Origin of the sequence: Nocardia sp. A7 (assembly GCF_046549215.1) — a bacterium.
Lineage (GTDB): Bacteria > Actinomycetota > Actinomycetes > Mycobacteriales > Mycobacteriaceae > Nocardia.
The window spans coordinates 796,760-809,169 of record NZ_JAJPWE010000003.1; the positions used below are offsets into that span (position 1 = coordinate 796,760).

11 protein-coding genes are annotated in these 12,410 nt (G+C 66.3%); 3 read left to right on the forward strand and 8 right to left on the reverse strand.

Features of this window, described 5'->3' with window-relative positions; all coding sequences use genetic code 11:
* Positions 1–49: 49 nt before the first annotated feature.
* A complete protein-coding gene (locus tag ACLJPD_RS21590; RefSeq protein ID WP_410874420.1) occupies positions 50–1,351 on the forward strand; it encodes a sensor histidine kinase in 1,302 nt (433 codons plus the stop codon).
* 45 nt (positions 1,352–1,396) lie between these two features.
* Here the strand turns inward: ACLJPD_RS21590 and ACLJPD_RS21595 are convergent, their stop codons facing one another.
* A complete protein-coding gene (locus ACLJPD_RS21595; RefSeq protein WP_410874421.1) occupies positions 1,397–2,044 on the reverse strand; it encodes a vWA domain-containing protein in 648 nt (215 codons plus the stop codon).
* Positions 2,045–2,278: 234 nt separating this feature from the next.
* Between ACLJPD_RS21595 and ACLJPD_RS21600 the strand changes: the two genes are divergently transcribed.
* Positions 2,279–3,469, forward strand: coding sequence for an MFS transporter (locus tag ACLJPD_RS21600; RefSeq protein ID WP_410874422.1), 1,191 nt, complete (start codon positions 2,279–2,281; stop codon positions 3,467–3,469).
* Here the strand turns inward: ACLJPD_RS21600 and ACLJPD_RS21605 are convergent.
* Positions 3,450–4,298 (reverse strand): helix-turn-helix domain-containing protein, encoded by an 849-nt coding sequence (locus ACLJPD_RS21605; RefSeq protein WP_410874423.1) that lies wholly within the window; start codon positions 4,296–4,298, stop codon positions 3,450–3,452. The genes ACLJPD_RS21600 and ACLJPD_RS21605 overlap by 20 nt on opposite strands.
* A 108-nt stretch (positions 4,299–4,406) precedes the next feature.
* Here ACLJPD_RS21605 and ACLJPD_RS21610 point away from each other — a divergent pair, with 108 nt between their 5' ends.
* The gene (locus ACLJPD_RS21610) at positions 4,407–4,871 is read left to right on the forward strand and encodes a YfbM family protein (RefSeq protein WP_410874424.1); all 465 of its coding nucleotides are present in this window, start codon (positions 4,407–4,409) and stop codon (positions 4,869–4,871) included.
* Between the two features lie 60 nt (positions 4,872–4,931).
* Here ACLJPD_RS21610 and ACLJPD_RS21615 read toward each other — a convergent pair whose 3' ends face one another.
* The 6 genes from ACLJPD_RS21615 to lysS all read right to left on the reverse strand — a co-directional run bounded on the left by ACLJPD_RS21615 (position 4,932) and on the right by lysS (position 12,357).
* Entirely contained in the window at positions 4,932–7,499 is a 2,568-nt protein-coding gene (locus tag ACLJPD_RS21615; protein ID WP_410874425.1) for an ATP-dependent Clp protease ATP-binding subunit, read from the reverse strand.
* A gap of 274 nt (positions 7,500–7,773) precedes the next feature.
* Positions 7,774–8,706 (reverse strand): esterase/lipase family protein, encoded by a 933-nt coding sequence (locus ACLJPD_RS21620; protein ID WP_410874426.1) that lies wholly within the window; start codon positions 8,704–8,706, stop codon positions 7,774–7,776.
* A gap of 77 nt (positions 8,707–8,783) precedes the next feature.
* Positions 8,784–9,422, reverse strand: a complete 639-nt coding sequence (locus ACLJPD_RS21625; RefSeq protein WP_410874427.1) for a DUF1772 domain-containing protein — start codon at positions 9,420–9,422, stop codon at positions 8,784–8,786.
* A 258-nt stretch (positions 9,423–9,680) separates the two neighbouring features.
* Positions 9,681–10,292, reverse strand: coding sequence for an FHA domain-containing protein (locus tag ACLJPD_RS21630; RefSeq protein WP_410874428.1), 612 nt, complete (start codon positions 10,290–10,292; stop codon positions 9,681–9,683).
* A 120-nt stretch (positions 10,293–10,412) separates the two neighbouring features.
* Positions 10,413–10,775, reverse strand: a complete 363-nt coding sequence (locus tag ACLJPD_RS21635) for a histone-like nucleoid-structuring protein Lsr2 (protein ID WP_410874429.1) — start codon at positions 10,773–10,775, stop codon at positions 10,413–10,415.
* Positions 10,776–10,890: 115 nt separating this feature from the next.
* Entirely contained in the window at positions 10,891–12,357 is a 1,467-nt protein-coding gene (lysS, locus tag ACLJPD_RS21640) for a lysine--tRNA ligase (RefSeq protein WP_410874550.1), read from the reverse strand.
* Positions 12,358–12,410 lie beyond the last annotated feature (53 nt).

Below are 12,410 nucleotides of genomic sequence, written 5' to 3' on the forward strand. Positions count from 1 at the left end.
CGTGCGCAGGCCGACGCGGGTGGCGCGTGCACACCATAGGGTTGGACCCGTGGGAGCGTCTGCGAAGTGGGAGCGTGGCTCGGTCGTTCAGGACTGGGGCCTGGCAGTGGTGGTCGCGGTGATCCAGCTGGCCGGTAGTTCCGGTGCGAATTCGCATCAAACCGGAGTGCGGTCGCTGGATGCGTTCGCGTATCTGCTGCTGCTCGCGGGGCCGATCGCGCTGAGTTTGCGGCGGGTGCTGCCCGAACCAGTGCTGCTGGTGGCGTTCGTCGCCGCGGTGGCCTATGTGCTGCGCGACTACGGGTTCGGGCCGATCTTCCTTTCGCTGATCATCGCGTTCCTTTCCGCGGCGATCCACGGATCACGGTGGCGCACATACCCGGTGGTGGCCGTCGGCTATCTGTTGATGGTGTGGCCACTGCCTGCCCTGCTGGGACGCCATTCCGATGCGTGGCAGATATTCGGGCTGCTGGGCTGGGTCGCTGTGCTGGTCGGGATCGTCGAGGGCGTGCGGCAACGACGGACAGTGGTGCTCGCACGTGCGCAGCGGGCCGAGGCGGCGCGACGTGACGACGAGGCCCAGCAGGCCAGAGCGGCCGCCGAGGAGCGGCTCGCCATCGCCCGCGAGCTGCACGATGTGCTCGCGCACAGCCTTTCGCTGATCAACGTGCAGTCGTCGGTGGCGCTGGAACTCTTCGATCGCAAACCGCAGCAGGCGGCGGCGGCGCTGGCCACGATCAAGACGACGTCCAAAGAGGCACTGGCCAAAGTTCATACCCTGCTCCACGCGATCCGCAGCGGGACAAGCGTCGCACCGGATTACCCCGAAAGCACTGTTACCGAGCCGGATTCGATCGTGCCCGCCGCACGACCCGAGCCACCCCGACCCGCCCCGCGCGCACCCGAGCCCACCCTCGAGGACCTCGATACCCTCTTGGAACGCACCCGCGCGACCGGGCTCGACGTCGATACCAAGATCATCGGCATGCCCAAGAAGCTGCCGAGCGTGATCGATGTGGCGGCGGCCAGGATCGTGCAGGAGTCGCTGACCAATGTGGTGCGGCACGCGCCAGGAGCCACGGCGCTGATCACCCTGCGATATACGCCGGAATCGATCGGTATCACCGTCGACAACACCAGGCCCACCGGAACCGCTGTACGAACGGGCATCGGCGGCAACGGGATCATCGGGATGCGGGAACGAGCGCACGCGTTGGGTGGGGCGCTGACCGCTGGTCCGCGACCGTCCGGCGGGTTCCGCGTGGCGGCCCGGTTGCCCGCCCGCCCCGCGGCTTTGTCGCCACCTGAGGCACGCGCGGAATCCGTCAACGGCGAGCAGGCCCGAGCATGAGGAGCCGTTCGTAGCGCGTTTCGAGAAGGTCGACGTGGCGTAGGACTACTTGCCCTGGTCGGCTTGGCGACGCTCGGCAGTGGAGAAGTGGGCGCGGCGGGCTGCCCCCGCGGGGGCGGCTTGGGCTCGGGCGGAGTAGGCGGAGAGGGCGTCGAAGGCGCCGCGGACGCCGCCTGCGACCGGGGCGTAGGTGATGGCCGAGCCGGGGTCGAAGCCGAGGTCGGCGCCTACTTCCACCGCGTCCATGTTGGCGCCGAGGAAGACGAAGGTCCAGTTGTAGACGTCTTGCTGCTGGGTGATGAGGGACTTCACGGCGGCGTGGGTCCACTCACGGCTGGAGTTCTCGTGGCCGTCGGTGAGGACGACGATGATCACGGTGCCGGGACGTTCGTGTTCGGGGCGCTCGGCCAGTTCGGTGCCCACGCTGGTGACGAGCTTGCCGAGCGCGTCGTAGAGCGCGGTCCCACCGCGCGGCTGCAAGCTGGGCGCGGGCACCTGAGCCAGCGGCACATTCGCGTAGACGACGTCGTAGGTGGTGTCGAACTGCGCGAGCGTGACCTCGATCTTCTTCGGCACCTCCCGCTGCTGTTCGAAATAGGCGGCCAACCCACCTTCGGTATCGGCCTTGATCGTCTGCATCGAGCCCGAGCGGTCGAGCAGAACGGCGATCAGTGTGCGGTCGGAATCAGTCATGTGTGCGAACACCCCCGTGTCGGTTGGACAAGCAATTCCCACCGTACGCCCCGGAATCGGCCTGTCAGACCGGCGAAAAGAAGTCGCCAAGGTATCGCCAAGCCTGAATTTCCACCACCACGTTCGAACTGATCGAAGCCATCTCGCGGTCGACGCCGCGCGAACGCGGCGTTTGAGTCGGATGCGGTGGCGTTTCGGGCGAGAGCTACGGCGGCCGACGATGTTGCACCTGCCATGACGACGACTTCAAGGGCCGACGCGACGGTAGAGACCACCGATCGCCGGGTCTGGCCCGCCCTGCTGACCATGTTCCTCGGCAGCTTCACGCTGGTGACCGCGGAATTCCTACCCCCCGGTGTACTCACCGTGCTGGCAAACGATCTGAATGTGCCGGAGGGAGTCGTCGGGCTCTCGGTGAGTGCGACGGCCCTGACCGCATTGCTGGCCGCACTCGGCTCGGGCGCGCTGTTTCCCTGCATGGATCGACGCACCCTGCTGATCGGGCTGACCATCGGCGCGGCGGTATCGAACGTGGTGGTGGCGCTCGCACCGAACATCGTCCTGTTGCTGATCGCGCGGCTACTCCTCGGGCTGGCTGTCGGCGGCTACTGGTCGATGGCGCTGGTGATCGCCGCGAAACTCGTGCCCGCCGAACGGCTCGGCAAGGCGATGATGATCGTGAACGCGGGAACGACGGTCGCGACGGTGGCCGGAGTGCCGCTCGGCGTGCTGCTGAGCACCTACGCCGGCTGGCGGACGACCTTTCTGGTCGCGGCCGCGCTGACCGCCGCCACCGCCGTCGCCGTCCGACTGATGCTCCCGCCGATCGCGCCGAGCAAGGGCATCGGCTTCGCCGCACTCGGAAACGCCCTGCGGGCTCCGGGCGTAACTCTGGGCCTGGTCAGCATGGTCGCCATCGTCGGAGGGCACTTCGCCGGATACACCTATGTCCGGCCCGCCCTGGCCGAACTACTCGGCGCGGGTCCGGCGATGATCCCGGTGCTGCTCGCCCTGTTCGGCGTCGGTGGCCTGGTCGGCAACTTCGTCCTCGGCGCACTCGCCGACCGCCACCTCGGGGCCCTGCTGCTGGCGGTGCCGACGGCGATCGGCCTTTCACTGCTCGCGATCATCGCCTCCGCGACATTCGCCCCGCTCGCCTACCTGGCGGTGGTGGTCTGGGGCGCCGCGTTCGGCGGCATCCTCAACCTCGTGCAGGTGTGGGTGTCGCGGGTGCTGCCCGATCGGATGGAAGCGGGCAGCGGGCTGATCGTCGGCGGTTTCCAACTGGCGATCATCCTCGGCTCGGCGGTCGGTGGCCGGGGTGTGGACGGCATCGGCCTGGCCGCTACCTACGCTCTCGGTGCCGTCGCCGCGGTGCTCGGTGGTGTGCTGATCCGACGCTCACTCACCCGAGCGGGGCACTGACATCTGCCGACGCGCTGGTCGCACGCCGCCAATCCGTCGGCGTGCGGCCCGTGTGCCGCCGGAAGGCCCGCCCGAATGCGGTCTCCGAGCGATAGCCGAGGCGGCGGGCCACCGCACCGACCGGCACAGCGCGGTCGGTCAGCAGCAGTTGCGCCCGCTCGATCCGTAATTTCGTCAGGTACCGGCCCGGCGTGAGACCGGTCGCCGCCTGGAATCGGGTGGCGAACCCGGACCGCGAGGCCAACGCGATCTTCGCCAATCCCTCGACGGTCCACTCCTGTCCCGGATCGGCATGCATCGCGGCGACCGCCTGCGCCACCCCGGGCTCGTTCACCTTCAGCAGCCATCGTTGGGGCGCGCATCCGCGGGCATGCCAGGACTCGATCGCCATCGAGGTGATCAAGGTGACCACCCGATCACCCTGGACACCGAACGGGTCGGGGCACTGCTCGACCAAGTGGCGGAACATGGTCGCGGCCAGCGGCGTGTGGTCGACGAATCCGGTCAGCAGCAGTCGTTGGGGCAGCGCGGTCATGGCGCTGCCGGTCCCGACGGGTTCCAAGAGCACCCGAAGCACCCGGCCCGCGGACAGCGCGTTGATCGCGAACCGGTCTGTGCCGGGAACGAACAGGAAGTCACCGCTCGCCAGATCCTCTGTCGTGCTGAGCCCTTCGACACGGACCAGCCCGTCCAACACAACGAGTGCGCTCGGCTGGGTCATGAACTCCCACTGACCTGCCGTCAGCGTGAACTCGTCGCGTCCGGCGAACCGCCACTGCACACCGGCCAGCACATCATCGAGGCTGTGCGCACTGTCGGCCCGCGTCACTGTGCACCCCTCCCGATGGAACTCCGTGCCGTTCAACGGTACCGGTCGGCGGCGATGTTGTCGGTGTCCATTGATAGCTTCGGGCAAAACCGAGGGAAGGAAGTTGTTGTGGGGGTGATCATGTCGTTCACCAGGGTGAGCGCGGCGGATCTGGAACTGGCGATGATGCACAAAGATTGTGCGGCGGAGCTTGTCCACGGCTTCACACGGCCGGAAACCGATCCGGACGGGTACCTGGACAAGTCGTGGGCGGGGCTGAAATACCTGCTGGAAGCGGCGGATACGGGTATCGACCTGTTCTTCACCGCGACGCCGTTGGCCCTCGACGGGTACAGCGGATGGAATCCGGAGGATGTCGCTCGCACCGCGGAGCTGCTGAGTAAGACGTCATTCGACAAACTGGCCGCACACTACGACCCGGTCGCGATGGACGCGATCGGCGTCTACCCCCAGATCTGGATCCGCGACGGCAACGACGGCCTCGGCTATCTCCGGCGGTACTACGCCGGCCTGGTCGAGGTGTTCGCGCACGCCGCTCGTCATCGGTCCGGGCTCCTGCAGAGCTTCGGCTGATCCCGGCAGCGAAAAGCCCGCCCCCTGATTTTCAGGGGGCGGGCTCAGTCGTTCAGCTGGTTACTCGCCGGAGGCCGCGGCTTCGGGCGCGGTGCCCTCGGCTGCGCCGGTGAGGACGACCTCGGGCTTGTCGTCGGTGGCGGAAGCCTTGGTCAGCTTCGTCTTGCCGGTGAAGGTGAACTTGGCATCCTCGCCGAGACCCTCGCCGTTCCAGTTCTCGACGTCGACCAGGATGGTCTGGCCTGCGCCGATCTCGCCGAAGAGGATCTTCTCCGACAGCTGGTCCTCGATCTCGCGCTGAATCGTGCGACGCAGCGGACGAGCGCCGAGAACCGGGTCGAAACCACGCTTGGCGAGCAGGCTCTTGGCCTGATCGGTCAGCTCCATGGCCATGTCCTTGTTCTTCAGCTGCCTGCCGACACGGGCGATCATCAGGTCCACCATCATCACGATCTGTTCGCTCGTGAGCTGGTGGAAGACGATCACGTCGTCGATGCGGTTGAGGAACTCGGGGCGGAAGTGCTTCTTCAGCTCGTCGTTGACCTTGAGCTTCATCCGCTCGTAGTTCGAGCCCTCGGCGTTGGACTGGGTGAAGCCGAGCCCGACTGCCTTGGAGATGTCGGAGGTGCCCAGGTTCGAGGTGAAGATCAGCACGGTGTTCTTGAAGTCGACCGTACGACCCTGACCGTCGGTGAGACGGCCGTCCTCGAGCACCTGCAGGAGCGTGTTGTAGATCTCCTGGTGCGCCTTCTCGATCTCGTCGAACAACACCACCGAGAACGGCTTGCGCCGCACCTTCTCGGTGAGCTGGCCGCCCTCCTCGTAGCCCACGTACCCGGGAGGGGCACCGAACAGACGAGAAGCGGTGAAGCGGTCGTGGAACTCGCCCATGTCGATCTGGATGAGCGCGTCGTCGTCGCCGAACAGGAAGTTCGCCAGCGACTTGGCGAGCTCGGTCTTACCGACACCCGAGGGGCCGGCGAAGATGAACGAGCCCGACGGACGCTTCGGGTCCTTCAGACCGGCGCGAGTGCGGCGGATCGCCTTGGAGACGGCCTTGACGGCATCTTCCTGGCCGATGATCCGCTTGTGCAGCTCGTCCTCCATGCGGAGCAGACGGGTGGTCTCCTCCTCGGTGAGCTTGAAGACGGGGATGCCGGTCCAGTTGGCGAGCACCTCCGCGATCTGCTCGTCGTCGACCTCGGCCACGACGTCCAGGTCACCGGAACGCCACTGCTTCTCGCGCTCGGCACGCTTGGCGACGAGCTGCTTCTCCTTGTCGCGCAGACGCGCGGCCTTCTCGAAGTCCTGCGCGTCGATAGCGCTTTCCTTCTCCCGGCGCGCGTCGGCGATCTTGTCGTCGAAGTCGCGCAGGTCCGGCGGAGCGGTCATCCGGCGGATGCGCATGCGCGCGCCCGCTTCGTCGATCAGGTCGATCGCCTTGTCCGGCAGGAACCGGTCGTTGATGTAGCGGTCGGCCAGGGTGGCGGCGGCCACGAGTGCGCTGTCGGTGATGGAGACCCGGTGGTGCGCCTCGTACCGGTCGCGCAGACCCTTGAGGATGTCGATGGTGTGCTCGACGGTCGGTTCGCCCACCTGCACCGGCTGGAAACGGCGTTCCAGGGCGGCGTCCTTCTCGATGTACTTGCGGTACTCGTCGAGGGTGGTGGCACCGATGGTCTGCAGCTCGCCACGGGCCAGCTTCGGCTTCAGGATCGAGGCCGCGTCGATGGCGCCTTCGGCAGCACCCGCGCCGACGAGCGTGTGCAGCTCGTCGATGAACAGGATGATGTCGCCGCGGGTGTTGATCTCCTTGAGCACCTTCTTGAGGCGCTCTTCGAAGTCACCGCGGTAGCGGCTGCCCGCGACCAGGGAGCCCAGGTCGAGGGTGTAGAGCTGCTTGTCCTTGAGGGTCTCGGGGACCTCGCCGTTGACGATGGCCTGTGCCAGGCCCTCGACGACCGCGGTCTTACCGACACCGGGCTCGCCGATCAGCACCGGGTTGTTCTTGGTGCGGCGGCTCAGCACCTGCATGACGCGCTCGATTTCCTTCGAGCGGCCGATAACCGGGTCGAGCTTGCCCTCGAGCGCGGCCTGAGTGAGGTTGCGGCCGAACTGGTCGAGCACCAGCGACGTGGACGGAGTGCCCGCCTCGCCGCGCGGACCGGCGCCCTCGACGGGCTCCTTGCCCTGGTACCCGGACAGCAGCTGGATGACCTGCTGACGGACACGGTTGAGGTCGGCGCCGAGCTTGACCAGCACCTGGGCCGCGACGCCCTCGCCCTCACGGATGAGGCCGAGCAGGATGTGCTCGGTACCGATGTAGTTGTGGCCGAGCTGCAGCGCTTCGCGCAGGCTCAGCTCCAGCACCTTCTTGGCACGCGGGGTGAAGGGGATGTGACCGGACGGCGCCTGCTGGCCCTGCCCGATGATCTCCTCGACCTGGCTGCGCACACCCTCCAGCGAGATGCCAAGGGACTCCAGCGACTTCGCCGCCACACCCTCGCCCTCGTGGATCAACCCAAGCAGGATGTGCTCGGTGCCGATGTAGTTGTGGTTGAGCATCCGGGCCTCTTCTTGGGCCAGGACAACGACACGCCTCGCGCGGTCGGTGAACCTCTCGAACATCGCTCCCTCACTCTCCTGCTCCGACATTCTGGCAACAGACGCCGCAGTATGCTCGATACAACCTAGGGCGTCGGACCGACAACTTCGCCGTCAGCCTGCCATGAAGCCCGGGGGTTGCGGCCCCCGCCATCCACTCTAGTTGGCAGGGGATTCCGCCGCCGCCGGTCCACCCTAATGGGGACCGGCGACAACATGGTCACTCACTCACAACGCGCACGTCGCGGCATTCGTTTCCTGTGCAGTTTTGCCTGTAGCGAAATCGTGCCAGCGGGGCTCAACCGGTGAAGGGTGGGACGAATTCGCAGGGCACCGCGGCCTGTCTCGCCGGATCGAGGGCGTTGAGGACGTGACCGGCCGCGCGTGGACTGCCCGCGATGGCCAGGTGTTCGGAGTAGTCCTGCGCGCAACCGTCCTGCACGACGATCGAGGTGGTCCTCGGTCCGGGGACAAGGCCCGAGGTGTGCGGGACGACCAGCTCGTCGATGGCGGAGACGATATTGGTGTAAGTGACGCGCGGGTCGTACACACCGTCGGCGTTGAGCGCGATCATGAAGGGCGAGCCGGTGAACATCTGCCCGCAGGCCTGACACAGCGACGAACTGACCGCGTCGAAGGCCGGGCCCGCGCCGAGCGCCCGGCTGAAGTGGGCGATATCGCCCGCCCCGAACGCGTTGGTGCCGAGCCAGGGCGGCGCGATCCCGACGAGCTTGCCGACCTTGTCCGCGCCGCCGAGCCGCTTGATGTAGTAATTGCCGACGATGTTGCCCTGCGAATGGGCGATCAGGTCGACCCGCTCGGCGCCGGTGCGGGCCAGCACACCGTCGACGAAGGCGGACACCTCGGCGGCGCTCTGCTCGATGGGCCGCATGCCGCCGATCGCCGAGACGGGCCACGGAAGGCCGTAGGCGCCGTAGGTGAGGCTATAGACGCAATAGCCCTCGTTGGCCAGCAGCGGGGCGTACACGCCCCAGTTCGTCTGTCCTCCGCCGCCGGTGCCGTGCAGCAGGACCACCGGGTCGGGGTGCTCGGGCGAGGGGACACAGTTCGGGTCGTTCGCGCCGGGCAGCGAGCCGCCCGGGTTGGTGAGTTCCGGGGGGATGCCCGCGAAGAAGTTGTAGTCGACCGGGAGCGGCTGGGCCGACGCGGTGGCCGGCAGCCAGGCGAGCGCGGCCGCCGCGGCCAGCACCAGAAGCGAATTGCGTCGCATGAACGACTCCTCACTAGAACGTGTTCCACTCATCATGGAACACGTTCTAGTGATCGCGTGGCGCTACCGCACCGAAATCATCGACGCTGCTGCGCGCCGTACGGCGTACCGAGGCTCAGGGCCGCGGACTGCTGCGAGAACTGCTGTCCGGCAACGGGACCGCCCTGCTGCGCGGACGTCTGCGAGAAGGCCTGTCCGGCAGTCGCTTCGGCGGACTTGCCGTGTTGCACCCCGGCGACGAACATCGCTGCGCACAGCACCAGGAACGCCGCGGTGGTCAGGACCGTGCGGGCGAGGTTCCAACGGACCCACGCCGCCTCGTAATCCGCGCGGACAGCGGCAGTGTCGACGATCGACGCGGGATCGCCCGCCGCGTCCAGTGCCTCGTTGAGCGGTACGTTCAACGCCGCGGTGACCGCGAACGCGATCACGCTGAGCGCCACGGCGATTCCGATCCAGATCAGCGTCGAGCGCTGGTCCTTGCCCAGGTGCAGCACCGCGGCCAGCGCGGTGAAACCGACCGTGCCCATGAAGGCGAACATGAACCAGGGGTTGATGATCACGATGTTGACCTTCTGCATGACCTCGATCAGCGTGCGGTCGGAGGTGCGCGCCAACGCGGGCATCACCGAGATCGCGTAGGCGAAGAACACGCCCGCGACGAGTCCGGTGCTGAGCAACGCCAGCATCATGGTGGCCATCCGAACTGCGAACATGCGATGTCTCCTGACTCGTGGTCCGGAGCGTGAAATCCCGCTCCGGTGATACGAGTAAGTCAACCGCCCAGCGCGGATTCACGACATAGTTCAGGCGCTCACCGACCTAAGCGAAGGTCCACACCTGTGAAGTCTCGGCTCTACCCGTTCTCGGCCGCCTCGATCTGGACTGACCAGAGGGTGCGACGAAGGAGTGCCCGCCGGGAGGGAAGATCGAGGCCGACAGGCCGAGAACCCGCGGCGCCCGCGCCGCCAAAATTACAGCTCGTGGTCGGAGATCATGCCGCTCTGCATGGCCAGGGCCGCCAATCGGGTGCGCTTCTGGTTCTGCGGCAGATTTTCCACCCCGAACTTCGCGAACAGGGCGCGCAGGTGGGTTTTGATGGCGTCGATGGAGAGGAACAATTCCTCGGCGATCTGCTGATTCGACGCGGGCGTCGCGAAACCGGTGCCGTGTTTGTACGGACGGCACAGCGCGATCAGCACCGCGCGCTGGGTATCGGTGAGTGAGCGCATCGTGGGGATGGACCCGGAGGCAGTATGGGTCGCGTCGTCGACGACCCCGCCGAAATCGAAGAAGTGCACGAGCGTGGTCCCGACCCGAATCCGGTCGCCGGGACTCAACCGGCGCCGACCGACCAGCCGCTCGCCGTTGACAAAGGTGCCGTTGCGCGAAAGACCGTCATCGACGATGGTCCAGTGGGCACCGAGATGTTCGACGGCCGCGTGCAGACGCGAAACCTCGGCGTCCCACGCGAGCACGACGTCGGCCTGCACATTGCGCCCGATGGTGACGCGCTGCTGCCCGGCCTCCAGGGCCAGTTCATGCTGCTTGCCGGTGTCGTCGGTGTACCGCAGGAATGAACTCACCGCGCTACACCGCCAGATACCCGAAACACCCTGTGCACGAACATCAGTCTACGTCCCCTCGTCACCCGCGGGGGCAGGCAGGCGGGGCCGCGAACCGCGCGGCGCCCGCCCGGCCGATACTCAATTCTTGCCGACCGCTTTGTTGTAGGCGTCGGTGATTTCCGCCGAGATACGACCGCGGGCCGAGACCTTGTGACCCTTACTCCGAGCCCATTCGCGAATTGCGGCGCTCTGTTCACGGTCCATGGAAACACGGCTCTTGCCCTGCGGCGCGGGTGCACCGGCAGCCTTCACCCGGCGACGGCCACTCACACGGCGGGCGTTGGCGACCCACTCGTCCAGGCCTTCACGCAGGCGCGCCGCATTTGCGTCCGACAGATCGATCTCGTACGACACCCCATCGATAGCGAACTCGATGGTCTCGTCCGCGATGGACTCACCGTCGACATCGTCGATCAGGCTAACGGTGACCTTCTTTGCCATGAGATGAACGTCCTCTCGAAATCGTCAAGCCTGCCTCCAGGCCGAATACCCGAGGCAAGAATACCCCGAAATGCGAAATTTCCAACATGGGGACTTCGCCCCATGAATTCACTGGTCAGCGACTAGTGGGTCGCACAATCGGGAACAGGATCGTTTCCCGGATTCCCGAACCCGTGAGTGCCATCAACAAGCGATCGATTCCCATACCGGTTCCGGTGGTCGGCGGCATACCGTGTTCCATCGCGGCGAGGAAGTCTTCATCGAGCACCATAGCTTCGTCATCGCCCGCCGCGGCCAACCGTGCCTGGTCGACGAAGCGTTCCCGCTGGATCACCGGATCCACCAGTTCCGAATAGCCCGTTGCCAACTCGAACCCGCGAACATAGAGGTCCCACTTCTCGGTGACGCCGGACTTGCTGCGATGCTGACGGGTCAGCGGTGAAGTCTCGACCGGGAAGTCGCGAACGAAAGTCGGGGCGTAGAGCTTGTCGCCATACGCGTGTTCCCATAGTTCTTCGACCAGTTTCCCGTGACCGTAGCCCTTGCCGGACGGAATTTCCAGACCCACCCGATCGGCGAGCGCGAGCAATTCCTCGACAGTGGTTTCCGGAGTCACCTCGACACCGATCGACTCCGACAGCGAGGGATACATCTCGACGGTCGTCCACTCGCCACCGAGATCATATTCAGTGCCGTCGGCAAGTGTCACCAGAAGGGTGCCGAATGCCTCTTGCGCGACTTCCTGGATCAATTCCCGGGTCATCGTCGCCGAGTCGTCATACGTGCCGTAGGCCTCGTAGGTTTCCAGCATCGCGAACTCGGGTGAATGGGTCGAGTCGGCGCCTTCGTTGCGGAAGTTCCGGTTGATCTCGAAGACCTTCTCCAGGCCACCGACCACGCAACGCTTGAGGAACAACTCCGGCGCGATACGCAGGAAAAGGTCCATGTCCAGCGCATTGGAGTGGGTGACGAACGGGCGGGCGGCAGCGCCACCGTGGATGGTCTGCAGCATCGGGGTCTCGACCTCGAGGAACCCGCGGCGCTCGAGCGCGTTGCGCAGCGCACGGACCACATTCACGCGGGTCCGGGCCATTTCCCTGGCCTCGGGACGCACGATCAGGTCGACGTAGCGCGCGCGGACACGCGATTCCTCGTTCATCTCCTTGTGCGCCACCGGCAGCGGGCGCAGCGACTTGGCCGCCATCGACCAGGAATCGGCCATCACACTCAATTCGCCGGTGCGCGAGGAGATGACCTCGCCGTGCACGAAGACGAAGTCGCCGAGGTCGACATCGGACTTCCAGGCGGCCAGCGCGTCGGCACCGACACCGTTGAAGCTGATCATCGCCTGCAGCTTGGTGCCGTCGCCCTCCTGCAGCGTGGCGAAGCACAGTTTGCCGGTATTCCGGACGAAAATGACGCGGCCCGCGACACCGGCCTGCAGACCGGTCTGGGTGTCGGCTTCCAGATCCGGGTAGGCGGCACGGATTTCGGCCAGTGTGTGAGTGCGTGGCACCACCACGGGGTAGGCCTCACCGCCCTCCGTGAGCAGCCGCTCGCGCTTGTCCCGGCGAATCCGCATCTGCTCGGGAACATCGGTGTCCACAGCAGAAGTGGCGGCGCGGCCGGGCGCGG

What these genes read in the sequence shown, in the direction of transcription:
- ACLJPD_RS21595 (WP_410874421.1), bottom strand. Translation starts at nt 2,044, where the DNA reads ATGACTGATTCCGACCGCACACTGATCGCCGTTCTGCTCGACCGCTCG.
- ACLJPD_RS21600 (WP_410874422.1), top strand. Translation starts at nt 2,279, where the DNA reads ATGACGACGACTTCAAGGGCCGACGCGACGGTAGAGACCACCGATCGC.
- ACLJPD_RS21615 (WP_410874425.1), bottom strand. Translation starts at nt 7,499, where the DNA reads ATGTTCGAGAGGTTCACCGACCGCGCGAGGCGTGTCGTTGTCCTGGCC.
- ACLJPD_RS21620 (WP_410874426.1), bottom strand. Translation starts at nt 8,706, where the DNA reads ATGCGACGCAATTCGCTTCTGGTGCTGGCCGCGGCGGCCGCGCTCGCC.
- ACLJPD_RS21625 (WP_410874427.1), bottom strand. Translation starts at nt 9,422, where the DNA reads ATGTTCGCAGTTCGGATGGCCACCATGATGCTGGCGTTGCTCAGCACC.
- ACLJPD_RS21635 (WP_410874429.1), bottom strand. Translation starts at nt 10,775, where the DNA reads ATGGCAAAGAAGGTCACCGTTAGCCTGATCGACGATGTCGACGGTGAG.
- lysS (WP_410874550.1), bottom strand. Translation starts at nt 12,357, where the DNA reads ATGCGGATTCGCCGGGACAAGCGCGAGCGGCTGCTCACGGAGGGCGGT.